The organism is Pseudomonas sp. L5B5 (assembly GCF_020520285.1).
Taxonomy (GTDB): Bacteria; Pseudomonadota; Gammaproteobacteria; order Pseudomonadales; family Pseudomonadaceae; genus Aquipseudomonas.
Map to the genome: position 1 here is coordinate 3,223,403 of NZ_CP084742.1, position 25,902 is coordinate 3,249,304.

Here is a 25,902-nt window from a genome sequence, read left to right on the forward strand (position 1 = left end):
GTGGAGCTGATCGACAGCCACACCCACCTGGATTTTCCCGACTTCGACGCCGACCGCACGGCGCTGCTGGCCGACAGCCGCGCCCGGGGTGTCGGGCGGATGGTGGTGCTGGGGGTCTACCAGGACAACTGGCAGCGGGTCTGGGACCTGGTGCAAGGCGACTCGCAGCTATACGCGGCGTTCGGCCTGCACCCGGTGTACCTGGACGATCACCAGCCCGCCGACCTGCAGCACCTGGGCGACTGGCTGGCACGCCTGGCGGGGCATCGGCAGTTGTGCGCGGTGGGCGAGATCGGCCTGGACTACTTTCTCCAGCACCTGGACCGCGAGCGTCAGCAGGCGCTGTTCGAGGCCCAATTGAAGCTGGCGGCGGACTTCCAGCTACCGGCGCTGCTGCATGTGCGGCGCAGCCACGCAGCCGTGATCGCCACCCTGAAGCGCTTCAAGCTCCAGCGCGGCGGGATCATCCATGCCTTCGCCGGCAGCCGCGAGGAAGCCCGGGAATACCTCAAGCTGGGTTTCAAGCTGGGCCTGGGCGGCGCCGCGACCTGGCCCCAGGCCCTGCGCCTGCGCAAGTTGCTCGCCGAATTGCCCCTGGAATCCCTGGTGCTGGAGACCGACTCGCCGGACATGGCCCCGGCGATGTACCCCAACCAGCGCAACAGCCCCCAGCACCTGCCGGAAATCTGCGCGGCCCTGGCCGAGATCATCGGCATCAGCGCCGAGCACCTGGCCAGCGCCAGCACCCGTAACGCTTGCGAAGTGTTCGGCTGGCCCTCAGCCAGCCTGTAGCAGCAGGGGGCGGCGCTGCCGACGCCGGGCAATGGTCATCACCAGCAGGTAAGCCACCAGCACCAGCGCCGAGATGCCCAGTTGCAGGGTGCGCTCCAGCAACCCGATCCATTGCAGCGCCAGGCTGACCAGCAGCACCGTGGCACACAGCACGATCAGCATGGCCCGCAGGGTGGCGAACGAGCCCAGGGCCTTGAGGCGCTTGACCTGTGCGGGGCACTCGAGCTTCAGCGGCTTGTGGCAGTGCTTGCAGGCGAAGGGCTCCTGCATGGTCATGGCGTTGAGTTGCCAGGGTTCAAGATCGAGCAGGGCCTGGCAATGGGCGCAGCGCCCCAGCACTCCGGAAGAAACGGTCATCGGCGGATTTCCTCAGGGCCATGGACGAGCCATGGCTGACTGGCCGAGCGCGAGCGACGCTCGAAAAAACGCGCAGGAAAGCAGGAAACACGCCGCAGACAAAGCGATTAATTACTACAGCTTGTGGCAGCCCCGCCGGACCGGGGCTGTGCTGGAGGGCGTGTTCAGACCCGGAACGCGCCGATCAACTGCTTGAGCTCGACCACCTGGGCTGCGAGCTGGCGACTGGCATCTTCGGTCTGGTGGGCGCCTTCGGCGGTACGTTCACCGGCGCGGTTGATCTCGACGATGTTCTGGTCGATGTCGTGGGCCACGGCCGTCTGCTGCTCCACTGCCGCGGCGATCTGCTGGTTCTGGTCAACGATCATGCCCACCGCGCCGAGGATGTTTTCCAGGGCTTGCTGGACCTTCTCCGACTGGTCGACCGTGCCATTGGCCATGGCATGGCTGGTGCCCATGGCCTTGACCGCTGCACTGACCCCGCCATGCAGCTTGCCGATCATGTCTTCGATTTCTTCGGTGGACTGCTGGGTGCGCTTGGCCAGGGTCCTGACCTCATCGGCCACCACGGCGAAACCCCGCCCCTGCTCGCCGGCCCGGGCCGCCTCGATGGCGGCGTTGAGGGCCAGCAGGTTGGTCTGCTCGGCGATGCTCTTGATCACCTCCAGCACCCGGCTGATGGACTGGCTGTCGCTGGCCAGCTGGTTGATCACCAGCACCGACTGGTCGATCTCGCTGGCCAGCCGGGCGATGCTGCCCTGCTGGGATTCCACCAGGCCCCGGCCGCTGACGGTTTCATCGTTGACGCTGTGGGCACTGCTGACCGCCGCCGCGGCGCTGCGGGCCACTTCCTGGGAGGTGGCCGACATCTGGTTCATCGCCGTGGCCACCTGCTCGATCTGGCTGCGCTGGCCGGCCACCGCCTGGTTGCTCTGGGCCGAGACACTCTGCACTTGCCCGGCCTGGCGCTCGACTTCGCTGACGGTATGGCCGACCCGCTCGATCAGGTCATGGATCTTCAGCACCGTGCCGTTGAACAGGCTGCCCAACTCCCCCAGTTCGTCACGGCTGTGGGCGGTGAAGGTGACGGTCATGTCGCCGGCCGCCACTTTGTCCATCATGGCGCCGAGGCGCCGCAGGGTGGTGCGGGTCGAGGCATAGAAGCCGCCATAGAGATAGACGATCGACAGGAACACCAGGGCCAGGGCCGCCACCAGCAGCACCATGTGGCTGCGGTTCTGCGCCAGGCGCTTTTGCAGTTCGACATCGAGGAACTTCAGGGTGCTTTCGTTGAGCTGGTAGGTCTGGCCCATCAGCTGGCTGACCTGCTCGTAGAACGCCGGCCAGGGCGCCTCCAGGGTCTCGGCCATCACCACCTGCTCTTCGAACAGCTCGCTGGCTTGCTTGAGGCTGCCCTTGCTGGCATTGGCCGCGCCATCGAGGGCGTCGTGGGCGGCCCGGCTGGAACCCAGGGCATCCTGCAGCTTGAGGCCATACTCGGCCTGGAGTTTTTCGATCTGCACCAGCAGCTCGTCGAAACGGGTACTGGACGAGGAGTTGAGGAAACCCTGGCCCAGGGAGAAGGCACCCATGGCCCGGCCCTCGCCCAGGACCTGGGTGACCTGCGGAGTGACGCCGGTGATCAGTTCGCTGAGCTGGCGGATATCGCCCTGGGCGTCACGGCTGAGGCCCGACTGGCTGGCGATGATCTGGCTGAGCAGCTGCGCGCTGCCCAGCAGCTTGCCGATCAGCCCGCTCTTGTTCAGCAGCGAGCTTTCCGCTTGCTGGGTCTTGAAGGCGGCCACCAGTTCGTCGCGCTTGGCGTTGAATATCTCCACCTGCTGGGGGTCGGTGGTCACCGCGTGCATGGCTTGCAGGCGCTCGAGCACCAGGCGCTCCTGGGCGACGATCTTGCTCTCAAGGTCTCCGGCCTTGCCGGACTGGCCGAGGCCGGCATTGATCTGTACCTGGTTGTTCAGGGTTTCCAGGTCTCGGCGTAGCGCCAGGCTGCTGCCCAGCAGGTCGAGGCTTTGCAGTTCGACCCGGGTGCCCTGGAATTCGCGATAGGAATCGCGCACCAGATAGAAGTTGGTCACCAGCATGGGTACAAAGAACAGCACGCTGATCAGGCTGAACTTCATGCCGAAGCTCAGGCGGTTCATCAGCGCGACAGCGGGATAGAGCAAGCTCTTCACAAAGAAGTCTCCCTTTTCTTTTATTTTTATTGGCAGGCAGGCGAAGGCAGCAGATAGCCACTATTCGGCGCTCCGTCTGTATAGCTCAATTTCGGGGGAGGTTTTGTAACTTAAAGTTAACCGCGCCTGGGTGGCGCTGCGGGGAACAGGGCGAGGGAAGCGGCTCCCTCGCCAAGGGGCTCAGATGAGCACGGTGTACAGGGCGAACCCGGCGTACCAGAGCACCGCGGCCCGCAGCAGCAGCTCCCAGATGCGATCGAGGCTGTTGATGCCTTCCGGCCCGGTCACCGGTGGTGGAATTTCTCCCGCCACCAGGCCGACCTTTTCCACCAGTTGCGCCGCACCGATATGCCAGTTGAGCAACTCGTGGAGCATCACCCGGCCCACTGCGACGAAGTTGCCCACCAGGGCGAAGCTTGCCGCCAGGAGCCGCACGGGCAGCCAGTCAAAGGCATGCCGCAGCTGCGCCGCGCGCTCCACCAGGGCCGGGTTCTTGCCGTGCTCGGCGGCCAGCGCCAGCAGGCGGTAGCTCAGCGCCGCGACCGGGCCCAGCAGGAAGTACCAGAAAATGACCGCGAAGAAGCTCTGGTAGGCCTGCCACAAGAGATGGCCCTGGACCCGCTCCAGCAACTGCTCGCCGGTGTCGGCGCAAATGCCCAGGTCACGCTTGGCCACGTGCAGCGCCGCTTGCAGGTCCTCGCGCCGCCAGGCATCGCGAAAGGGGCCCAGGCCGCCGAGCAAGTCGCCGCGGCCCAGGGCATAGATCACCACGAGCAGGTGTACCGGCAATGCCAACAGGCCATAGGCTACCGGTTGCAATACCAGCAACAGCAGGCCGAGCACCACCACCGGCAGCAGCACCAGCAACCCCAGCACTCCCCACGGATGCCCGGCCAGGCGCGGGCTCGACTCCATCCGCGCCAGGCGCGCCAGCCACCCGCTGTCGCGCTGCACTTTCTGACGCAGGGCCGAGAACTTCTCGATCCACACGGCCAGCAGCAACACCAGAAAACTCATTGTCCTTCCCCCTTCTCCAAGGCGGCACGATAGCGTGCCCAGTCAAAAGCCTGGCCCGGGTCGGTCTTGCGCCCGGGTGCGATGTCGCTATGGCCACAGATCCGTTGTGGCGTGATGGCACCAAATGCCGCCTGCAGTTGTTCGGTCAAGAGACTCAACGCCTGGTACTGGGCGCCTGTGAAGGGCAACTCATCGGTGCCTTCCAGTTCGATCCCCAGGGAAAAGTCGTTGCAGGTCTCGCGCCCTTCGAAACTCGACACACCGGCATGCCAGGCCCGGTCCAGACAGGAGACAAACTGGGTGACCGCACCGTCACGTTCGATCAGAAAATGCGCAGACACGCGCAAGTCGGCGATCCCGGCAAAGTAGGGATGTTCTGTGACATCAAGGCGATTCTGGAAGAATTCCTGCACCTTGCCGGTGCCGAACTGACCCGGCGGCAGGCTGATGTTATGGATCACCAGCAGGGAGATCTCGCCCGCCGGGCGCTCATTGAAATTGGGTGACGGACAGTGACGTACGCCATGACACCAACCCGTGGCAGGGTCCAGCCGCATACCGATTCCTTCAACTAAAGCCTTGGGTGGCCCAGTATGCCGCGATCCCTGCCCTGGTTGCGATCACTTGCCGTGATTGAGTCGCTGCAGATTGCCGATCACCGACTCCAGGGCCCGGTCGAACAGGAGGGTATCGTCCAGGGCACGGACCGCGTCGCGGTGGAATTCCAGGGCCAGGCCCATGCGCGTGCGTTCCAGCACCTTCATCCCGGTGCGGTTGACGAACACGTACTTGACCACCGGATGGGGGACGATCGCCGCCAGCTTGCAGCGCAGGATGTTGTCCTCGTCCTCCTGGAACTCGACCCAGGCGCCGAGGCGCAACTGATCCACCCACTGCACGCTGGCGTCGTTGGCCGGCAGGGCCAGGGGCGCGGCTTCCAGCGGGCCCTCTTCGGCGCTGGGCAGGACAATGTGCTGGGCGACCTCGATCATGTCCGTGGGCGCCACCTGCAGGGTGGCCACAGCCTGTTGAGCGGCCTGGGCCTGATGCTCGAAAGCCTGCAGGTGCAGGAGCTCCAGCTGGGCGAAGAACTCGCTGGTGGCGAACGGATCGAAAGCCGCACCGCTCAACCCCTCGCGCAAACCCTTGAGCAGCCCCGGCACCAGGGCCAGCAGGCGCATGGCGGTGTCCGGCTGGGCATGGCGCTGCACACTCCAGATCAACTGCTCCATGGTCTGCTCGGCGGCTTGCCATTGCTCCGAGTCGTCACCGTGCTTCAGGCAACTGAGCAGCAGGACCTGGCTCCAGGCGTCACGAATGAAGTCGACCACTCTTTGCGGCAGCACTTTGCCCAGCAACGCCTGGTTAAGGGCCCGTTCCACCCGGCGTCGGGCCAGCTCGGCCTTGGCCCGGCCTTCTTCGGCATCGCGAGTGCGCTGCTCCAGCAACTCGGCACGGCGCCGCTCATCGGCGGTGAAGGCCAGGAAGTCCGCCAGCAGTTCGGAAAAGATCGCCGGATCGTCGGTGAACTCGCTCAGCAGGCGCTGTACCACTTGCTCGATCCGCAGATACAGGCTATCGCGCTGATGGTCATCGCAACCGCCCCAGCCCATGGCGGCAGCGGCAATTTCATTGAGCAGGCGCCGGGCCGGATGGCTGCCGCGGCTGAAGAAGCTCTTGTCCAGCACCGCTACCTTGAGCATGGGGATCTGCAGGCGACCGATCAGTGCCTTGAGGGAATCCGGCAGGTTGCGATCGTCGAGAATGCATTCGAAGAGCATGGCGATCAGGTTGATCACATCCTCGTCGGCTACATCCACAACCCGAGACTTGCCGCTCTTGACGCTGACCCGGGTCAGCAACTGCTCCAGCTGGTTGCGCAGGTCGAAATCATCCTGAACGCTGGGAGGCGGCACGTACTGCTGCAGGTGCGACAACAGCCGCAACAGGTCGCGGGTGGAAATCGGCTGGGTCTCGGCGCTGGCTTCCAGGGTTGGCGCCACGCTGCCGCGTACATGGCACAGCAGGGTCTGCAAGGCGGCGAAGACTTCCTGGACACTTTCGTCGAAGGGATGTTGTCCGGATTTGCCCGGCCCGGCCTCGCCCTGGACCTCGGCCCGGGCCCGATCCGAAGCCCGACGTGCCGGTGCCGGCAGCAGCTCGGGCAGGACGCCAGTGGCGATCAGCAGCTGGTTGGCCTCGGCATAGAGTTGTTCGGCCTCGCTGAGCACGTAGCGCTCGAACAGCTTGAGGATGATCAGCTTGACCTTGATCTCCACGCCCAGGTTGCGCCCGGCCTGCAGGAAGTACTCGCAGAGCAGCGCCGGTCCGAGGGGGTTTTCGCCCTCTGCCAGGCGCCGGCCCAACAACACGCCCAGGCGCGCGGTGAGGTGCCCCAGGGCGAAGCCGGCGCGGTTGAACACCTTGGCCACCATGGCATCCACGGCCACGGATTTTTCCAGTTCGTCCCGGGACGACTGCGGCTCGCAGTCGTAGGCCGCCACGTGGGCAATGATCAGGGGCGGATCGTATTGGGCCAGGCCGGCAAAGGCTTCGAAGAACTTCTCGAGGAAACCGCGCTCGATGCTCTTGCGCTTCAGGCGCAGGTCGCGCATGGCTTCGAACAGGATGTTCTGCTCGACATTGTTCTGCGCCCGGTCGGCCATCTCGAACAGGGTGTCATCGGCGTTATCGAACAACTCTTGCAGGCCGTGGCGCAATTGCTGGGCGGCCTTGTCACGAACCTGAAGCAGAATCACAGGCAGGCGGGCAAGCGGCGAAGCCGTCGCCTGATCTGTAGCGGCCTTGTGCAAAGGCACTACATTCCCGTCGTTGTGCATCCAAGCCTCCTGCATAGGTGTTTCTTCGGTTCGATATCAAGGTCCTGCCGAGCCGGTGACGCTCACAGCCGACGCTGAGCGGAGGCAGATGCACTCCACTGCACTTCATGTAAGGGGAAGCCAAAGATACGTCAAAGCTATGACGTCAATTACAAGTCGCATTATCTTGTAAAACGCCCCTGTTGCGCCAGCAGACTCTGTCGTCTCCTCGGAAATATCTCTTACTTTTCTAAGAAAATTCCCTCTCATTAATCAGACAAAACGAGGAAACACAGGTTCGCCTCAGTCTGTCGGATCAGCCGCCTTGGGTTCGTCCATGCCGTGCCCCTATAATCGGCGCACTTTGTTTGTGGAGTCCGTTATGCCGAATCTACGCCTCGCCGACCTGACCGCCGAAATCGAAGCCAACGTGCGCCGCGCGCTGCTGGAAGACATCGGCAGCGGCGACATCACCGCGCAATTGATCCCGGCCGAACGCCTGGCCAAGGCCACGATCATCACTCGCGAAGCCGCAGTGATCAGCGGTACGGCCTGGGTCGACGCGGTGTTTCGCCAGCTGGACCCACGGGTCGCCGTGCACTGGCAGGTAGCAGATGGCGAGCGGGTGGCGCCCAACCAGGCGCTGTTCCACCTCGAAGGTCCGGCCCGTTCGCTGCTCACTGGTGAGCGCAGTGCCCTGAACTTCCTGCAACTGCTGTCCGGCGTAGCCACCCGCGCCCGCTACCTGGCCGACTTTGTCGCCGATACCCAGGTCAAACTGCTGGATACCCGCAAGACCCTTCCCGGCTTGCGGCTGGCGCAGAAGTACGCCGTCACCTGCGGCGGCTGCCACAATCACCGCATCGGCCTGTATGACGCCTTCCTGATCAAGGAAAACCATATCGCCGCCTGTGGCGGCATCGCCCAGGCCATCAGCGCCGCCCACAAGATCGCCCCGGGCAAGCCGGTGGAAGTGGAAGTGGAAAGCCTGGGGGAATTGAAAGAAGCACTGGCGGCGGGCGCCGACATCATCATGCTCGACGAGTTGAGCCTGGAGGATATGCGCGAGGCCGTGCGACTGAATGCTGGTCAGGCCAAGCTCGAAGCCAGCGGCGGGATCAACGAAAGCACCTTGCGTCCGATCGCCGAAACCGGGGTGGACTACATCTCCATCGGTGCGATGACCAAGGACGTGAAGGCCCTGGACCTGTCCATGCGGCTGAGCCTCTGAAAACCGCGGCGAGTATCAAGCCACAAGCTTCAGGAGACCTTCTTGAAGCTTGTGGCCAGTAGTGGCGCTCAATCGTCGATTTCGTTCAGTTCCAGATATTCCTCAAGTTCCATGCCCAGTGCTTCAGCAACCTCCTGATGCACTTCCAGGCGCATGGCCTTCAGCTCCTCGGGTGTCTCGGCCACCAGGTCGAGTACCAACTCCCACGGCTCGATGCCGCGAGACTCCGCCTCGTCTTCAAAGGCCCATTGCGCCTGCTGCTTCTGCTCCGCAGGGCTGAGGGCGCTGATTTCTTCCTTCAGGGAAGGCGTGGCATCCAGGTACCTTTCAAGTGCTACGTCGATTCTTGCCTCTTTAGGAATCATCTCGTTCTCTCTGATCGTGGGAATGGAAATGGATCTGGGTCGCTGGGATCTCTGGGCCGCTCGATTCAACCGGCCTGCAGAGCCATTCGGGATCATCTGAAAACAGCATGCTGGTACTCAGACAGGAATCGAATATAGGGACTTTGGCCCACGATTTATATGACCTGATGCACCCATTGCAGAAAAATCGGAGGTTTTGCGGAGCATCATCAAACACCCACTCGCCAGAACCCTGCGAAACAGGATTTCGCAGATCCAGTCATCGCAATGGGCTACATCGGTGCTTAAAAGGGGAGCCAATCAGGGTAATGCCAGTCAGTTAAGCGAAGTGCCCCCCTGCCCGAGCGAAGCTTGCTCGCGATGGTCGTCAACGGTAGCGCGCAGGTATTGGATAAACGCAGCGCCCTGAAGTCCATCGCGGGCAAGCCTCGCGCCTACCCTTTCCTGAACTGATCGGCATTAACCAATCAGGGCCCGACGAAGATGAGTGGTTGTTTCACGCCGAATTGCTGAGAGCTTGCGGTGAACTCGGATTGATTCACGCTCAGCCCGTCGCCGTTCCTTTTCTCAAGCAGGCGCCTGTCCGCCCGACATCGATAAGGTCTTTCAGACGTTCAAGGATATCGAACTCTTTCACTTCCCCATCCTTGGTAATGATCATCTTGTTCTTGATCAGCCAAAGATGCCCTTCCCTGTCTTGATTGGGGATTACGGTAACTACGATAGTAAAGTCCGGATTCTCCGGAGGAACCCCGTACACCCTGGCTTTGCTGAAATTGAAAGTGAGTTGATTATCATCATTGGGCGAGACGTCTTGCGCACTGACAACAGGCAGCCCGGCTTTTGCCGCTGATGGCAACTTGGCGGAATACACCACCTTTCCCATGCTGGCCTGTTTGGTTATTTCCAGAAAATAGTGCTCCAGGTCCTTGGTATTCGCTGGAGTCGTGCATTCTTCGCCTTCGGCGGCGAAGTACTGCCCCTCAAATTCATAGGAGGGGCCTTTCTCACAGCCTGCAAGGGCCAGCGACACCACACCGAACACAGCCAACTTCCACTTCTTCACACGGGACGCTCCATGATTTCTGGCTGTCATTATGCGCAATACCCCTAGCGGCTACTATCCGCTTCATGATCAGCCGGGGGATGATCAACCGGGCCCAAAACTCGTCCGGACACAAAGCGCATAAACCCAGTAGCGCCGAGCACATGGCTGAGGCCCGGTACATGATGCAGGCTAAATACAGGCAACCTCTTGGTTGATGCAGTTATCTCTGGCTTGCCGGCATCCGTAAACCAGACGTCATTCAACAAGCAACTAGAAGAGCGCTCAGCTCAAATAATCAGGAGAAGCCTGGAGCTTATGGAGCAAGTTGGGGTAACTGTTTAGTACGGTTTTTGGATAAAACACGCAAACTCGACATGGTGGCTACAGCTGTCTGCCGATGTTTTTAATTCGGTGTCTTTCGAGGGCGTTCATTTATCGCCAAGCGGAAGTTCTTGAAGGGCGTAGGCAGTCATGATCTGCCCTGACCTGCTATCTGGTGCCGGAGACAGGAATCGAACCTGCGACCTTCGCGTTACGAGTGCGCTGCTCTACCGACTGAGCTACACCGGCGTCGGCTAAACCTAGCACCGGCATCCGGGACGCGCCAGGCAAAGCAGCAGATGCGAGCCGCAGATAGCAAAACGCCCCGAACCAGTCGGGGCGTCTGCTGTTCAGCTTAAGGCTGGCGGGGGATTAAACGCCCGAAGCCTTGGCTGCTGCCACGTCCTTGATGGACAGCTTGATACGGCCGCGGTTGTCCACGTCCAGTACCAGCACTTCCACTTCCTGGCCTTCTTTCAGGATGTCGGTGACTTTCTCTACGCGAGCGTCGCTCAGCATGGAGATGTGCACCAGACCGTCCTTGCCAGGCAGGATGTTGACGAAGGCGCCGAAGTCGACGATGCGCTCAACCTTGCCGACGTAGATCTTGCCGATCTCAGCCTCTGCGGTGATGCCCAGGACGCGCTGGCGCGCGGCCTCTGCCGCTTCCTTGGTTTCACCGAAGATCTTGATCGAACCATCGTCTTCGATATCGATCGAGGCCTTGGTTTCTTCGCAGATCGCACGGATGGTCGCGCCGCCTTTACCGATGACGTCACGGATCTTGTCGGTATCGATCTTCATCGCGATCATGGTCGGAGCGTTGGCCGACAGCTCGGTACGGGATTGACCGATGACCTGGTTCATCTGACCGAGGATGTTCAGGCGAGCTTCCAGGGCCTGGCCCAGGGCGATCTCCATGATTTCTTCGGTGATGCCCTTGATCTTGATGTCCATCTGCAGCGCGGTGACGCCCTTGGCGGTACCGGCTACCTTGAAGTCCATGTCGCCCAGGTGGTCTTCGTCGCCCAGGATGTCGGTCAGGACGGCGAACTTCTCGCCTTCTTTAACCAGACCCATGGCGATACCGGCAACCGGTGCCTTCATCGGCACACCCGCGTCCATCAGGGCCAGGGAAGCACCGCAAACGGAAGCCATCGAGCTGGAACCGTTGGACTCGGTGATTTCCGATACCACGCGGATGGTGTACGGGAACACGTCAGCGGCAGGCAGCATGGCCTGAACGGAACGACGGGCCAGACGGCCGTGGCCGATTTCGCGACGACCAGCGCCACCCATGCGACCACACTCGCCTACCGAGAACGGCGGGAAGTTGTAGTGCAGCATGAACGGGTCTTTTTTCTCGCCTTCCAGGGTATCCAGCAGCTGCGCGTCACGGGCGGTGCCCAGAGTGGCAACGACCAGCGCCTGGGTTTCACCACGGGTGAACAGGGCCGAACCGTGGGTCTTGGCCAGGACGCCGACTTCGATGTTCAGCGGACGTACGGTGCGGGTGTCGCGGCCGTCGATACGTGGCTTGCCGTTGACGATGTTTTCGCGAACGGTGCGGTATTCGATTTCGCCGAAAGCGGCTTTGACTTCAGCGGAAGTCGGCTGGCCTTCTTCACCGGACAGCTTGGCAACCACTTGGTCCTTCAGCTCGCCCAGGCGAGCGTAACGGTCGGCCTTGACGGTGATGGTGTAGGCCTGGGAGATCGCTTCACCGAACTCGGCACGGATAGCGCCCAGCAGTTCGGTCGCTTCGGCTTGCGGAGCCCAGGTCCAGGTTGGCTTGGCGGCTTCGGCAGCCAGTTCCTTGACAGCCTTGATCACCGACTGGAATTCGTCGTGGGCGAACAGTACGGCGCCCAGCATCTGGTCTTCGGTCAGCTCTTTGGCTTCCGATTCAACCATCAGTACGGCTTCTTCGGTACCGGCCACGACCATGTCCAGGCTAGATGCCTGAAGCTGCTCGTAGGTCGGGTTCAGCAGGTAGCCGGTGCTTTCGTGGAATGCCACGCGAGCGGCGCCGATCGGGCCGTCGAAAGGAATGCCGGAGATCGCCAGGGCAGCCGAGGTACCGATCATCGCAGCGATGTCCGGATCGGTCTTCTTGCTGGTGGAAACCACGGTGCAGACAACCTGCACTTCGTTCATGAAGCCTTCTGGGAACAGAGGGCGGATCGGACGGTCGATCAGACGCGAGGTCAGGGTTTCTTTCTCGGAAGGGCGGCCTTCACGCTTGAAGAAACCGCCAGGGATCTTACCGGCAGCGTAAGTCTTTTCCTGGTAGTGAACGGACAGAGGGAAGAAGCCCTTGCCTGGATCCGCTTGCTTGGCGCCAACCACGGTCACCAATACGCTGACGTCGTCGTCAACGGTGACCAATACTGCGCCGGAGGCCTGACGGGCGATACGGCCAGTCTCGAGGGTTACGGTCGACTGACCGAACTGGAATTTTTTGATTACCGGGTTCACGGTGTCCTACCTTCTTTGTGGCTCTTGGGGAAACTTGATTCTTGCGAAATTCTTGGGCAATACCGGGAATCGGCCCAGCCTTTATTGTCCAGGTAAAACGGTGAAGCAGATAAAACTTGAGGCTGGAAGCCTGCCATACGCCAGCGGAAAAACCGCTGACGCATGGCAAACAACCAACCTCATAGCGCAATCGCTGATTAGCGACGCAGACCCAGGCGGCCGATCAGAGTCTGATAACGACCCAGATCCTTGCCTTTCAGGTAGTCCAGCAGCTTACGGCGCTGGTTTACCATGCGGATCAGACCACGACGGGAGTGGTGATCTTTACCGTTGGCCTTGAAGTGACCTTGCAGCTTGTTGATGTTGTGGGTCAGCAGTGCAACTTGCACTTCTGGCGAACCAGTGTCACCAACAGCTTGCTGGTAGTCAGCAACGATTTGTGCTTTTTCTTGAACGTCGAGAGCCATGAGGCAATCCTTTTTTCAGGAAACCACCCAAAGGGCAGTTTCAACAGGCCAGGGACAAATCCCTGTATCTAAAAATGAGTGTTGACCGTGCCTGTTAACAGCCACACTCGTTCGGTCATTCTGACCGAATCAGTCGACGCGGCGCGATGCGCCCGTCTTCGCTCACTTCACCGATACCGATGAAACGACCGTTGTGATCCTGTACCCGCACCATGCCGAACTTCGGTGCATCGGGAGCGCGCACCGGCTGGCCGTTGAGCCAGTAGAACGCGCTGTGTTCCGAGAACTGCAGCAGCGGCCAATCCAGCAGGCCACTGTCCGATGGCATCAGGAAGCGATCTACCGCTTCATTGCCGCCCTCGGCATGCACTGCTTCAAGCTCTTCCAGGGTGACCGTCTGGGCCAGGCTGAAAGGTCCGGCCTGGGTCCGCCGCAGTTCCGCAACGTAAGCACCACAGCCCAGTTTTTCACCGATATCTTCCACCAGGGTACGGATATAGGTGCCTTTGCTGCAGTCCACCGCCAGACGGGCAGTGTCGCCTTCGCAGGCGAGTAATTCCAAGCGCGCAATAGTAACAGAACGCGGTTCACGCTCCACCACTTCCCCTGCACGAGCCAATTTGTAGAGTGGCTGGCCATCACGCTTGAGGGCGGAGTACATCGGCGGTATCTGTTTGATTTCGCCGCGAAATTCCGGCAATACCGCTTCAATGTCGGCACGACCAACGGTCACCTCGCGAGTCTGCAAAACTTCACCTTCAGCGTCCGCCGTGGTGGTGGTCTTGCCTAGCTGTGCCAGGGTCTCGTAACCCTTATCGGAATCGAGCAGGTATTGCGAGAACTTGGTCGCCTCGCCGAAGCACAACGGCAGGACGCCAGTGGCCAAGGGGTCGAGGCTGCCGGTGTGACCGGCCTTCTCGGCATTGAGCAACCAGCGGACCTTCTGCAAGGCCGCATTGGAGGTGAAGCCCAGCGGCTTATCCAGAAGGATGATGCCGCTGACGTTACGACGGATACGCTTGACCTGAGCCACCATTTACTCCTTGGCGTCTTCAGGGGCAGGCGCGTCGCCATGCTGGCTGTCTTCAGCCACGGCACGCTCGATCAGGGCCGACAGATGCGCCCCGCGAGCCACGCTCTCATCGTAATGGAAGTGCAGTTGCGGCACGCTGCGCAGCTTCATTTCCCGGGCCAGCTGCATGCGCAGGAAGCCTGCCGCCGAGTTCAGCACCTTGATGCTCTGGGCGATTTCTTCTGCGTTTTCCTGGCCCATCACGGTGATGAAGATCTTCGCGTGGCCGACGTCGCGGCTGACTTCCACGGCGGTGATGGTCACCAGGCCGACACGTGGATCCTTGACTTCACGACGGATCAATTGCGCCAGTTCGCGCTGCATCTGATCCCCGATGCGTTGGGTACGGCTGTATTCTTTTGCCATGTCTTGTTACCTGTTACTGCCTCACGGTGAAACCCGTGTGGTCTGAAAGCGGCAAACGCCCGGCCTGGCAGAAGCCGGACCGGGCGTTGCGTTTAGAGGCCGCTGGCGGTGCCGTGCATGCACATGCGACGGTCTGCCAGGGCTCTTGAAGTACGCGAGTTAGAGGCTGCGAGCAACCTGGACCTTCTCGAAGACTTCGATCTTGTCACCGACTTTGACGTCGTTGTAGCTCTTCACGCCAATACCGCATTCCATGCCGGCACGGACTTCGGAAGCGTCATCCTTGAAGCGGCGCAGGGATTCCAGCTCGCCTTCGAAGATCACGATGTCTTCACGCAGCACGCGGATCGGACGGTTACGGTGCACGACACCTTCGATGACCATGCAACCGGCGATCGCACCAAACTTCGGCGAGCGGAATACGTCGCGAACTTCGGCAATACCCAGGATGTTCTCCCGGACGTCGCTGCCCAACATACCGGTCAAGGCCTTCTTGACGTCTTCGATGATGTCGTAGATCACGTTGTAGTAACGCATATCCAGACCTTCCTGCTCGACGATCTTCCGGGCGCCGGCATCGGCACGCACGTTGAAGCCGAACAGTACAGCGCTGGAGGCCAGTGCCAGGTTGGCGTCGCTCTCGGTGATACCACCGACACCGCCGCCGACGACGCGCACTTGCACTTCGTCGTTGCCCAGGCCGTTGAGCGCGCCTTGCAGAGCTTCCAGGGAACCACGGACGTCGGACTTGAGGACGATGTTGAGCGTCTTCTTCTCTTCCTGGCCCATGTTCTCGAAGATGTTTTCCAGCTTGCCGGCATGAGCACGGGCCAGCTTGACCTCGCGGAACTTGCCTTGACGGAACAGAGCCACTTCACGGGCTTTCTTCTCGTCGGCCACTACGCTCATTTCGTCGCCAGCGTCCGGGGTACCGTCCAGGCCGAGGATCTCGACAGGGATGGAAGGACCGGCTTCCTTGATCGGCTTGCCGTTCTCGTCGAGCATGGCGCGCACGCGGCCATAGTTCGAACCGACCAGCACCATGTCGCCCTGACGCAGGGTACCGTCCTGAACCAGCACGGTAGCAACCGGACCACGTCCCTTGTCGAGACGGGACTCGACCACCACGCCACGGCCAGGAGCCGAAGGCATCGCAGTGAGCTCCAGTACTTCGGCCTGCAGCAGGACGGCTTCGAGCAGATCGTCTACGCCAGTACCCATCTTCGCGGAAACCGGTACGAATGGAGTATCACCACCCCACTCTTCCGAAGTCACGCCGTGGGTCGAAAGCTCGCTGCGGATACGGTCCAGGTCAGCGCCTGGCTTGTCGATCTTGTTCACCGCGACTACCAGCGGAACACCAGCAGCCTGAGCGTGCTGGACGGCTTCGATGGTTTGCGGCATCACGCCGTCGTCTGCCGCGACCACCAGGATCACGATGTCGGTAGCCTTGGCACCACGGGCACGCATTGCGGTAAACGCGGCGTGGCCAGGGGTGTCGAGGAAGGTGACCATGCCACGCTCGGTTTCCACGTGGTAGGCACCGATGTGCTGGGTAATGCCACCGGCCTCGCCCGCGGCCACTTTGGCACGACGGATGTAGTCCAACAGCGAGGTCTTGCCATGGTCAACGTGACCCATCACGGTCACGACCGGTGCACGAGAAACTGCCTCACCTTCGAACTTCAGGGACTCGGCCAGGGAATCTTCCAGGGCAGTGTCGCTGACCAGGGTCACCTTGTGGCCCAGCTCCTCGGCAACCAGCTGGGCAGTTTCCTGGTCCAGTACCTGGTTGATGGTGGCCGGGGTGCCCAGCTTGAACATGAACTTGATGACTTCAGCAGCCTTGACCGACATCTGCTGGGCCAATTCGCCCACAGTGATGGTCTCGCCGATCTGCACGTCACGGATTACCGGCCCGGTCGGGTTCTGGAAACCGTGAGCGTTGCGTTTCTTCAGCTTGGCCTTGCCACGGCCACCACGACGGAAGCCATCGCTTTCTTCGTCGGTAGTACGTGGGGCAACACGAGGCGCAGGAGCCTTTTCCTTGACCGAAGCACGATGCGGAGCGTTCTTGCGATCGCCATCACCGCTACGGCGGTTATCGTCGTTGCGGGGCTTGTCTGGACGGCGCTGCTCATCTTTCTTGCGTGCGTCAGCTGCAGGAGCCGCAACTGCCGCAGCGGCCGCTGGAGCTTCTTGCACAGCCTCCACCACAGGCGCTGGAGCAGGTGCTGCTTGCGCGGCAACTGGCTCGGCAGCCGGAGCAGGCTGGCGACGCGCTTCTTCTTCGGCGCGACGCTTGGCTTCTTCTTCAGCCTTTTGACGGGCAGCATTTTCTACTGCGCGACGCTCTTCCAGTTCACGCTGACGCTCGGCTTCGATTTCTTCCGGGCTGCGCTGCACGAAGACTTTCTTCTTGCGCACTTCAACACTGATGCTCTTGCTGCCAGCAACACGCAGGGTGCTGGTGGTCTTGCGCTGCAAAGTGATCTTGCGTGGTTCTTCCACTTTCGCCTTGTGGCTGCTTTTCAGGTGAGTCAGCAATGACTGCTTCTCGCTGTCGCTCACATGTTCCTCGGCGGCGGTGTGCGGCAGACCTGCCTCACGCATCTGCTGCAGCAGGCGCTCTACCGGTGTTTTGACCTCATCGGCCAGTTGTTTCACCGTGACTTGCGTCATGCACTTCTCTCCTCAGGCCGCGCCTATTACTCGAACCAATGGGCTCGGGCGGCCATGATCAACTTGCCGGCACGATCATCGTCAATGCCGTCGATGTCGAGCAGGTCGTCAATAGACTGCTCGGCCAGGTCTTCGCGGGTAATTACGCCGCGCACCGCCAGTTCCATCGCCAAATCCTTGTCCATACCCTCAAGCGAGAGCAGGTCTTCGGCCGGATGGGCGTCTGCCAGCTTTTCCTCAGTAGCGATGGCTTTGGTCAACAAGCGATCCTTGGCCCGAGCGCGAAGCTCGTTGACGATGTCTTCGTCAAAGCCGTCGATGTTGAGCATTTCTTCCAACGGTACGTAGGCAATCTCTTCCAGGCTGGTGAAACCTTCATCTACCAGCACCTGAGCCAGCTCTTCGTCGACTTCCAGCTCGTCGATGAAGTTGCGCAGGATGTCGCCGGTTTCTGCTTGTTGCTTAGCCTGGATGTCCGATTCGGTCATCACGTTCAGGGTCCAGCCAGTCAACTGACTGGCCAGACGCACGTTCTGGCCACCGCGACCAATGGCCTGGGCCAGGTTGTCTGCGCCAACGGCGATGTCCATGGCATGGGCATCTTCGTCGACGATGATTGCCGCGACTTCGGCCGGCGACATGGCGTTGATCACGAACTGCGCCGGGTTTTCATCCCACAGGACGATATCCACACGCTCGCCACCCAACTCGCCGGAAACGGCCTGGACACGCGAACCGCGCATACCGATGCACGCGCCTTGCGGATCAATGCGCTTGTCCTTGGAGCGAACAGCAATCTTGGCGCGCGAACCCGGATCACGGGAAGCGGCCATGACTTCGATCAGGCCTTCGGCAATTTCCGGCACTTCGATACGGAACAGCTCGATCAGCATTTCCGGTGCAGTACGCGACAGGATCAGCTGCGGGCCGCGGTTCTCGGTGCGGATTTCCTTGAGCAGCGCGCGCAGGCGCACGCCAACCCGGAAAGTTTCACGGGAGATGATATCTTCGCGAGCCAGCAACGCCTCGGCGTTGTTGCCCAGGTCGACGATCACGTTGTCACGCGTCACCTTTTTCACGGTGCCGGAGATGATCTCGCCCAGACGCTCGCGGTAAGCGTCCACCACCTGCGCGCGCTCGGCTTCGCGAACTTTCTGCACGATGACCTGCTTGGCGGTCTGGGCAGCGATGCGGCCGAACTCGATGGATTCGATTTTTTCCTCGATGACATCACCGACCTTGGCATCGGGATGAGTCTCGCGGGCCTTGCTCAGCCAGGTTTCTACCGCCGGATCATCCAGGTCGGCTTCATCGACCACCGTCCAGCGACGGAAAGTCTCGTAGGAACCAGTGTGGCGGTTGATTTCCACACGCAAGTCCACTTCGTCTTCAAAACGCTTCTTGGTAGCAGTGGCCAGGGCCAGCTCCAGCGCCTCAAAAATCACGCTCGCCGGTACACCCTTTTCATTGGATACCGACTCAACAACCAGCAGTACTTCTTTGCTCATCGTACGCCTCGCCTTTCGCAAGCCATTGGATCCGCGGGATCCGCGTCTCAGTCAAAACTGGGAATAATGTTGGCCTTGTCGATCATATCGATCGGCAACAGGAACTCATGGTCGTCCACTTGCACCACGACATCCTGCTCCTCCACCCCGCGGAGAAGGCCCTGGAAATTACGCCGACCTTCGAAGGGCGAGCGCAGTTTGATCTTCACTTGCTCACCGACATACTTGGCAAACTGTTCAAGACTGAACAGCGGGCGTTCCATGCCAGGAGAGGAAACTTCAAGGGTGTACTCAATGGAGATAGGATCTTCAACGTCCAGAACACCGCTGATTTGACGGCTGACGATGGCGCAATCGTCCACCAGCACACCGCCTTCCTTATCGATATAGACGCGCAACAATGAATGGCGGCCCTGGGCCGAAAACTCGATGCCCCAGCATTCATAGCCAAGGGCCACGACCACCGGGGCCAACAAGGCCTGCAACTGTTCTAGCTTGCTCGACACCTGAACCCCCTCGTGCATGCTTGTGCAAATAAAAAATGGGCGAAACGCCCATCACGGAAACGCCGTTGAATAGCGGCGTTATAAAGTGTCCAGTTAACAAAAAGCCCCTGAAAAGGGGCTCCGCTAAAACTGGTTGCGGGGGCCGGATTTGAACCGACGACCTTCGGGTTATGAGCCCGACGAGCTACCAGACTGCTCCACCCCGCGACAAAGCTGGGGCGGAAGTATACGACTGATCCCTTTTTGGGTCAATGTAACCTTCCACCTACAAGAAAGCCCGCAACAGCGGGCTCTCCTGATAATTGGTACCGAGAAGGGGACTCGAACCCCTACACCCTATGGGCACAACCACCTCAAGGTTGCGTGTCTACCAATTCCACCACCTCGGCATAGACTACGTTACTGCATGAAACTCTTCTTACTTCTGCTCTTGAGCTGGAGGTACGTCAGTCGCACTGTTGGCCGACTTTTGCTCTTGGAGCACCGGGACATCATCAGAAGCCGGTTTTTGCTTTGGCACTTCAAGCACTGCTGGATCCGGCAAACCTGCTTGAGTCAGCTGATGAGCTTTCTCTTTAGCAAAGTAACCTAACCCCAAGCTGGTTATGAAGAAACCGGCGGCAAGTATAGCAGTAAACTTACTAAGAAAGGTAGAGGAACCTTGGCTTCCGAACACAGTATTTGAAGCACCTGCACCGAAAGACGCGCCAGCTTCCGCACCTTTACCCTGCTGCAGCAAAACCAGAGCAACTACGCCCAAGGCACCCAGCAGATGAAAAACGACTACGACTGTTTCCAGCATTTTTTCAGTTTCCCGCGGCGCGACAGATCGCACCGAACTCATCTGCGTTCAGGGAGGCTCCACCAATCAGCCCCCCATCGATATCCGGCATGCCGAACAGCTCGACCGCATTGGCCGCCTTCACGCTGCCGCCGTATAGAAGCCGCACACCTCGTGCCACTTCAGAATTCTCTGCCGCCAACTGCGCCCGAATGGCTGCGTGCACATCCTGGGCTTGCTGCGGTGTCGCAGTCAGCCCGGTACCAATGGCCCAGACTGGCTCGTAAGCAATAACAGCATTGGCAAACGCACCAACACCCAACTCCTCGATGATGCTGCCCAGCTGACGCCCGACAACTTCCAGAGTCTTCCCGGCTTCACGCTGCTCGAGAGTCTCCCCTACACACAAGATCGGCTTCAAGCCACAGGCCTGTGCTGCTGCGAATTTGCGATTGAGAGTCACATCGCGCTCACCCATCAGCTGACGGCGCTCGGAGTGCCCAACCAGCACCAGGGAACAACCTGCATCCACCAATTGACTCGAGGCGATCTCGCCTGTCAAAGCACCTTGCATCGGTTCAACCGCGGAATTCTGTGCGCCGACAAGAATCGACTTGCCTTTCAAGCCATCAATCACCTGATTGATATACAAGCAAGGCGGGAATACCGCGACGTCAACACCGCTTGGCAAGGCCAGGTGACGAAGGCCATTGATCAGCTCAGCGACGCTGGCGCGGGTACCGTGCATTTTCCAGTTACCAGCTACCATGGGGCGACGCATGCTTTACCTCGTCGATCAAAGTGGGCGCAGATGTTACCCAACCAAAACATCACTGGCAAGCTGAAATCAGGCAGAAACTTCAGCAACCAGCTTTGCCAGCTCATCAGCATAGGCGCGAACCTGGATTTCATCGTCGCCTTCGACCATGACACGCACCAGAGGCTCTGTTCCGGACTTGCGCAGAAGAACTCGACCACGCCCGGCCATGGCAGTAGTCACTCGCTCGCAAGCCTCTTTCACCGCTGGATGCTCGACAGGACTGTCGCCGCCGCCAAAACGCACATTGACCAGAACCTGAGGGCACTTGCGAAGCCCCTGCCGACACTGAACCAGACTTTCACCGCGCGCCTTGAGCGCCATCAGCACCTGCAACGCCGCGATGATCGCATCACCCGTGGTGGCGTGGCGCAAGCAGAGGATGTGTCCCGAGTTTTCGCCGCCTACCAGCCAGTTACGTTCCAGAAGCTCGGCAATCACGTACCGGTCGCCAACATTGGCACGAACAAAAGGAATGCCCAGTTCCGCCAGGGCCAACTCCAGACCCAGGTTGCTCATGAGGGTACCCACAACCCCCCCCTGCAACTTGCCGCGCTCGTGCAAGTCACGAGCGATGATGAACAACAGTTCGTCACCGTCGACAACAGTACCCGTCTGATCGACCATCAGAACCCGATCGCCATCACCATCGAAGGCGATGCCCAGATCAGCATGCTCAGCCAGAACTGCAGCCTGCAGTTGCGCCATATGGGTAGAGCCGCAGTTCTCATTGATGTTCAAGCCATTGGGCTGCGCAGACAGCACCGTAACTTGCGCACCCAACTCACGGAACACGCTCGGCGCCACCTTATAGGTCGCACCATGGGCACAATCAAGAACGATCTTCAGGCCAGCGAAGCTGGTGCTGGAAGGAACACTGCTCTTGCAGAACTCGATATAGCGCCCAGAGGCATCGTTGATTCGCGACACCTTGCCAAGCTTGCTGGACTCCACCACTGTCATTGGTGCATCCAGCAACTCCTCGATCATCAGCTCGACTTCATCAGGCAGCTTGGTGCCCTCTCCCGAGAAGAACTTGATGCCGTTGTCATCATGAGGATTGTGCGAAGCACTGATAACGATGCCTGCCTCGGCATGGAACGTACGAGTCAGGTAAGCAATCGCGGGGGTCGGCATGGGGCCCAGCAACATGACATCTGCACCGGCAGCGGACAACCCGGCCTCCAGGGCCGATTCGAACATGTATCCGGAAATTCGCGTGTCCTTACCCACCAGAACTCGGCATGCGCCCATGCTGCGAAAGGCCATGCCGGCAGCCCAACCAAGCTTGAGCATGAAATCAGGAGTAATAGGGTATTCGCCCACACGACCACGAATGCCGTCGGTGCCAAAGTATTTCTTAGTCATAGGTACTCCATCATTCTTATTCGGCGGATTCCACTGCCGTAATCATTCGCACCACATCCATGGTCTCGGCGACATCATGGACACGGATAATCTTCGCCCCCTTGGCAACGGCCAAGGCCGCCAGCGCCAGACTGCCATACAGCCGCTCGCCAACGGGATGCCCCAAGGCCTGGCCGATCATGCTCTTGCGCGAGACACCCACCAGCAGCGGGCGACCCAAGGCGTGCAGTGCTTCCATATGCCTGAACAGACTCAAATTGTGCTGCAGGGTCTTGGCGAAACCAAAACCGGGATCAAGAATGATCCGCTGCGCATCGATTCCCGCCGCAGCACAGGCCGCCATGCGCTCAGCCAGGAACCCTTCGACCTCAAGGGTAACGTCCTGATAGTGCGGATGATCCTGCATATCACCAGGCTCGCCGAGCATGTGCATCAGGCACACCGGCAACCCGCTGGCAGCTGCCGCATCCAGCGCACCGTCGCGCCGAAGCGAGCGCACATCGTTGATCAACCCCGCACCCAGGCGAGCGGTTTCCCGCATGACTGCTGGTGTTGAGGTATCAACGGAAATGATGACGTCCAGCTCGCGACTGATGCGTTCGACCACCGGAGCCACGCGCTCCAGCTCCTCCAGAGGAGATACCGCACGCGCCCCTGGCCGGGTCGACTCACCGCCGATATCGATCAGCGTAGCACCCGCCGCAACCATGGCTTCGGCATGACGCAAGGCGACATCGAGCTGGTTGAAACGACCACCATCGGAAAAGGAATCGGGAGTGACGTTCAAGATACCCATGACATGTGCATGGGCCAAATCAAGAACCCGGTTACCGCAAGGCAACCGGGTAGAGGAAGGAACAGAAGTCATTTAAAACCTTAGTGATCGGCAGCAGGGCCGCCGATGGGCGTTTCCGGGCGCTCGTTCTGCGCCACTGGAGGCGTAGTGCCCGAACCGCCCTCCCAATCACGAGGCTCACGCGGAGTACGCCCCGCCATGATGTCGTCAATCTGCTCGGCATCGATGGTTTCATACTTCATCAACGCATCAGCCATCGCATCCAGCTTGTCGCGATTGTCGGTCAGAATCTGCTTGGCGGTGCCATAACACTGATCAATGATGCTGCGCACCTCGGAGTCGATCAGTTTCGCCGTTTCAGCAGACAGACTTGCATGTTGGGAACCTGCGCTGCGCCCCAGGAACACTTCACCCTCTTCTTCCGCATACATCAGTGGGCCCAGCTTCTCCGAAAGCCCCCATTTGGTCACCATGTTCCTGGCAATCTGGCTGGCCCGCATAATGTCATTGGAGGCGCCCGTGGTCACACCATCGAAGCCCAGGGTCATCTCCTCGGCAATACGGCCGCCGTAGAGCGAGCAGATCTGACTGATCAAGGCGCGCTTGGACAGACTGTAGCGGTCTTCCTCCGGCAGAAACATGGTAACGCCCAGAGCCCGCCCGCGAGGAATGATCGACACCTTGTAGACCGGGTCATGCTCAGGCACCACTCGACCGACGATGGCGTGACCCGCCTCATGGTAGGCCGTGTTCTGCTTCTCCTTCTCGGACATGACCATCGATTTGCGCTCGGCGCCCATCATGATCTTGTCCTTGGCCAACTCGAATTCCTTCATTTCGACAATTCGCTTGCCGCTACGTGCAGCGAACAGCGAAGCCTCGTTGACCAGGTTGGCCAGGTCTGCACCGGAGAAACCCGGGGTACCACGTGCAATCACCGCAGGAGCGACGTCATCGCCCATTGGTACCTTGCGCATATGCACCTTGAGAATCTGCTCGCGACCACGGATATCAGGCAGCCCCACAACAACCTGGCGATCGAACCGGCCAGGGCGCAACAACGCTGGATCCAACACATCCGGACGGTTAGTGGCGGCAATCACGATGATGCCGTCATTCATTTCGAAACCATCCATCTCGACCAGCAACTGGTTGAGAGTCTGCTCACGCTCATCATGGCCACCGCCCATGCCGGCACCACGGTGACGACCGACAGCGTCGATCTCGTCGATGAAGATGATGCAAGGAGCGTGCTTCTTGGCCTGTTCGAACATGTCGCGCACGCGACTGGCACCCACGCCAACGAACATCTCGACAAAGTCGGAGCCGGAAATGGTGAAGAACGGTACTTTCGCCTCGCCGGCGATAGCCTTGGCCAGCAGGGTCTTACCTGTACCTGGAGGGCCAACCATCAGCACGCCACGAGGAATACGACCACCCAGGCGCTGGAACTTGCCCGGATCACGCAGGAACTCAACCAACTCACCGACTTCTTCCTTGGCCTCGTCGCAACCAGCGACGTCAGCCAGGGTGGTTTTCACCTGATCCTCAGACAGCAGGCGCGCCTTGCTCTTGCCAAAGCTCATCGGTCCGCCCTTGCCGCCAGCACCACCTTGCATCTGGCGCATGAAGAACATGAAGACCGCGATGATCACCAGGATCGGGAAGCTGGCGACCAGCAACTGGGTCCAGATGCTCTGCTGCTCGGGCTGCTTGCCCTCGACAACTACATGGTTGTCCACCAGGTCGCCGATCAGGCCGTTATCCTGAATCGCAGGACGGATGGTCTTGAAGCTGTCGCCATCATTGCGCTTGCCGGTGATCACATAACCATCAACGGCAACTCGCTCGACCTTGCCATCCTTGACTTGCTGAATAAAGTCGGAATAGTTGAGGGTCTGCGGCTCGTTAGGGCTGGAGAAGTTGTTCATCACCGTCACTAGGACGGCCGCGATGATCAACCAAAGGATCAGATTCTTTGCCATGTCGTTCAATTAACTACCCTCTGAAGCAAGCTCCGCTACTGGTGCGCGCTTCGCATGATATTCACCGGCCTAACTTACTACATTACCTACAGCTCTGGCAGGCGCTGTCTGTAACCCTATGTGAAACCTAGACTACACAATATTCGCTTAATCCCACGGGGCGAAATATGAAAATCCTATCACCCCGCTCAAAACCTTCAGTTACTCAGCGCGACCACGAAAGCCACGCCCCAGCAGATACTGCTCCCTGGAGCGGTCGCGGGAAGATGTCGGCTTGCGCATCTGCACTTTGTCGAACATCTGCCGGACACTCTTGTGGAACTCGTCAAACCCCTCGCCCTGGAAGATCTTGATCAGGAAGTCACCACCCGGGCGCAGCACTCGACCAGCAAGATCCAGAGCCAACTCGCACAAGAACATCGCTCGAGGCATATCCACTGCTGCCAATCCACTCATATTGGGGGCCATATCGGAAATCACAAGGTCGACCTCGGAATTTCCCACCGCCTCCAGGATTCGTGCGAAGACCTCATCTTCAGTGAAATCGCCCTGGATGAAGGTCACATCGGGAATGCTATCCATCTCCAGGATATCGGAGGCGATCAATCGCCCCTGACCACCAATCAGACGACTGGTCACCTGAGACCACCCCCCCGGAGCCGCCCCCAAATCGATTACGCTCATGCCGGGACGAATAAGACGGTCCTTTTCCTGGATTTCCAGAAGTTTGTAACTGGCACGGGACCGATACCCATCTTTCTGCGCCATTTTGACGAATGGGTCGTTGAAATGCTCTTTCAGCCAGTTATGGCTTGTCTTGGAACGGGCCACAGGGCACCTCAAAAAATAAAACGCGTCGTGATTAACTGGGCGGTCCCGGACTCGCTCGGGTAAACTGGCCGCCGCTTTTTTCAAGATCAGACGCAGGGGT

The 25,902-nt window shown here is 60.0% G+C and carries 22 protein-coding genes and 3 tRNA genes; 2 read left to right on the forward strand and 23 right to left on the reverse strand.

The window, feature by feature from the left end:
* On the forward strand, positions 1 to 792 hold the full coding sequence (locus LGQ10_RS14795) for a TatD family hydrolase (protein WP_226525973.1): 792 nt from the start codon (positions 1 to 3) through the stop codon (positions 790 to 792).
* Here LGQ10_RS14795 and LGQ10_RS14800 read toward each other — a convergent pair.
* The 5 genes from LGQ10_RS14800 to LGQ10_RS14820 form a co-directional block, all read right to left on the reverse strand.
* Positions 778 to 1,149 carry a hypothetical protein gene (locus LGQ10_RS14800; protein ID WP_226525974.1) on the reverse strand — a complete coding sequence of 124 codons (372 nt, stop codon included), beginning with the start codon at positions 1,147 to 1,149 and terminating at the stop codon, positions 778 to 780. The genes LGQ10_RS14795 and LGQ10_RS14800 overlap by 15 nt on opposite strands.
* 164 nt (positions 1,150 to 1,313) lie before the next feature.
* Entirely contained in the window at positions 1,314 to 3,344 is a 2,031-nt protein-coding gene (locus LGQ10_RS14805) for a methyl-accepting chemotaxis protein (protein WP_226525975.1), read from the reverse strand.
* Positions 3,345 to 3,524: 180 nt separating this feature from the next.
* Entirely contained in the window at positions 3,525 to 4,361 is an 837-nt protein-coding gene (gene ampE, locus LGQ10_RS14810; RefSeq protein WP_058437187.1) for a regulatory signaling modulator protein AmpE, read from the reverse strand.
* Entirely contained in the window at positions 4,358 to 4,918 is a 561-nt protein-coding gene (ampD, locus tag LGQ10_RS14815; RefSeq protein ID WP_058437188.1) for a 1,6-anhydro-N-acetylmuramyl-L-alanine amidase AmpD, read from the reverse strand. The genes ampE and ampD overlap by 4 nt, the downstream gene beginning before the upstream one ends.
* A 63-nt stretch (positions 4,919 to 4,981) precedes the next feature.
* Positions 4,982 to 7,201 (reverse strand): DUF1631 domain-containing protein, encoded by a 2,220-nt coding sequence (locus LGQ10_RS14820; RefSeq protein ID WP_226525976.1) that lies wholly within the window; start codon positions 7,199 to 7,201, stop codon positions 4,982 to 4,984.
* A gap of 361 nt (positions 7,202 to 7,562) precedes the next feature.
* Between LGQ10_RS14820 and nadC the strand changes: the two genes are divergently transcribed.
* Positions 7,563 to 8,411, forward strand: a complete 849-nt coding sequence (gene nadC / locus LGQ10_RS14825; protein ID WP_226525977.1) for a carboxylating nicotinate-nucleotide diphosphorylase — start codon at positions 7,563 to 7,565, stop codon at positions 8,409 to 8,411.
* 68 nt (positions 8,412 to 8,479) lie between these two features.
* On the opposite strand, the gene LGQ10_RS14830 is transcribed toward nadC, so the two are convergent.
* The 18 genes from LGQ10_RS14830 to rlmE form a co-directional block, all read right to left on the reverse strand.
* The gene (locus LGQ10_RS14830) at positions 8,480 to 8,776 is read right to left on the reverse strand and encodes a DUF6388 family protein (protein WP_058438924.1); all 297 of its coding nucleotides are present in this window, start codon (positions 8,774 to 8,776) and stop codon (positions 8,480 to 8,482) included.
* 544 nt (positions 8,777 to 9,320) lie between these two features.
* A complete protein-coding gene (locus LGQ10_RS14835) occupies positions 9,321 to 9,842 on the reverse strand; it encodes a hypothetical protein (protein ID WP_226525978.1) in 522 nt (173 codons plus the stop codon).
* A gap of 476 nt (positions 9,843 to 10,318) precedes the next feature.
* Positions 10,319 to 10,394: transfer RNA gene (locus LGQ10_RS14840), tRNA-Thr, on the reverse strand.
* Positions 10,395 to 10,517: 123 nt separating this feature from the next.
* Positions 10,518 to 12,623: a polyribonucleotide nucleotidyltransferase gene (gene pnp, locus LGQ10_RS14845; RefSeq protein WP_058438928.1), complete on the reverse strand. Its 2,106-nt coding sequence runs from the start codon at positions 12,621 to 12,623 to the stop codon at positions 10,518 to 10,520.
* A gap of 197 nt (positions 12,624 to 12,820) precedes the next feature.
* On the reverse strand, positions 12,821 to 13,090 hold the full coding sequence (gene rpsO / locus LGQ10_RS14850) for a 30S ribosomal protein S15 (RefSeq protein WP_003177875.1): 270 nt from the start codon (positions 13,088 to 13,090) through the stop codon (positions 12,821 to 12,823).
* A gap of 115 nt (positions 13,091 to 13,205) precedes the next feature.
* A complete protein-coding gene (gene truB, locus LGQ10_RS14855; RefSeq protein WP_058438936.1) occupies positions 13,206 to 14,123 on the reverse strand; it encodes a tRNA pseudouridine(55) synthase TruB in 918 nt (305 codons plus the stop codon).
* A gap of 3 nt (positions 14,124 to 14,126) precedes the next feature.
* Positions 14,127 to 14,528, reverse strand: coding sequence for a 30S ribosome-binding factor RbfA (gene rbfA / locus LGQ10_RS14860; protein WP_025131408.1), 402 nt, complete (start codon positions 14,526 to 14,528; stop codon positions 14,127 to 14,129).
* Positions 14,529 to 14,687: 159 nt separating this feature from the next.
* Positions 14,688 to 17,210: a translation initiation factor IF-2 gene (gene infB, locus LGQ10_RS14865; RefSeq protein WP_058438930.1), complete on the reverse strand. Its 2,523-nt coding sequence runs from the start codon at positions 17,208 to 17,210 to the stop codon at positions 14,688 to 14,690.
* A 26-nt stretch (positions 17,211 to 17,236) separates the two neighbouring features.
* Positions 17,237 to 18,718: a transcription termination factor NusA gene (gene nusA / locus LGQ10_RS14870; protein WP_025131410.1), complete on the reverse strand. Its 1,482-nt coding sequence runs from the start codon at positions 18,716 to 18,718 to the stop codon at positions 17,237 to 17,239.
* Positions 18,719 to 18,765: 47 nt separating this feature from the next.
* The gene (gene rimP / locus LGQ10_RS14875) at positions 18,766 to 19,224 is read right to left on the reverse strand and encodes a ribosome maturation factor RimP (protein ID WP_226525979.1); all 459 of its coding nucleotides are present in this window, start codon (positions 19,222 to 19,224) and stop codon (positions 18,766 to 18,768) included.
* A gap of 130 nt (positions 19,225 to 19,354) precedes the next feature.
* Positions 19,355 to 19,431 (reverse strand) — tRNA-Met (locus LGQ10_RS14880).
* A gap of 96 nt (positions 19,432 to 19,527) precedes the next feature.
* Positions 19,528 to 19,613: transfer RNA gene (locus tag LGQ10_RS14885), tRNA-Leu, on the reverse strand.
* 29 nt (positions 19,614 to 19,642) lie between these two features.
* Entirely contained in the window at positions 19,643 to 20,026 is a 384-nt protein-coding gene (secG, locus tag LGQ10_RS14890) for a preprotein translocase subunit SecG (RefSeq protein ID WP_226525980.1), read from the reverse strand.
* Between the two features lie 4 nt (positions 20,027 to 20,030).
* Positions 20,031 to 20,786 (reverse strand): triose-phosphate isomerase, encoded by a 756-nt coding sequence (gene tpiA, locus LGQ10_RS14895; RefSeq protein ID WP_226525981.1) that lies wholly within the window; start codon positions 20,784 to 20,786, stop codon positions 20,031 to 20,033.
* 66 nt (positions 20,787 to 20,852) lie between these two features.
* Entirely contained in the window at positions 20,853 to 22,190 is a 1,338-nt protein-coding gene (gene glmM, locus LGQ10_RS14900; RefSeq protein ID WP_058438377.1) for a phosphoglucosamine mutase, read from the reverse strand.
* A gap of 16 nt (positions 22,191 to 22,206) precedes the next feature.
* Positions 22,207 to 23,058, reverse strand: coding sequence for a dihydropteroate synthase (gene folP, locus LGQ10_RS14905; protein WP_226525982.1), 852 nt, complete (start codon positions 23,056 to 23,058; stop codon positions 22,207 to 22,209).
* Positions 23,059 to 23,066: 8 nt separating this feature from the next.
* The gene (gene ftsH / locus LGQ10_RS14910; protein WP_058437022.1) at positions 23,067 to 24,971 is read right to left on the reverse strand and encodes an ATP-dependent zinc metalloprotease FtsH; all 1,905 of its coding nucleotides are present in this window, start codon (positions 24,969 to 24,971) and stop codon (positions 23,067 to 23,069) included.
* 201 nt (positions 24,972 to 25,172) lie between these two features.
* On the reverse strand, positions 25,173 to 25,802 hold the full coding sequence (gene rlmE, locus LGQ10_RS14915) for a 23S rRNA (uridine(2552)-2'-O)-methyltransferase RlmE (RefSeq protein WP_058437023.1): 630 nt from the start codon (positions 25,800 to 25,802) through the stop codon (positions 25,173 to 25,175).
* Between the last annotated feature and the right edge of the window lie 100 nt (positions 25,803 to 25,902).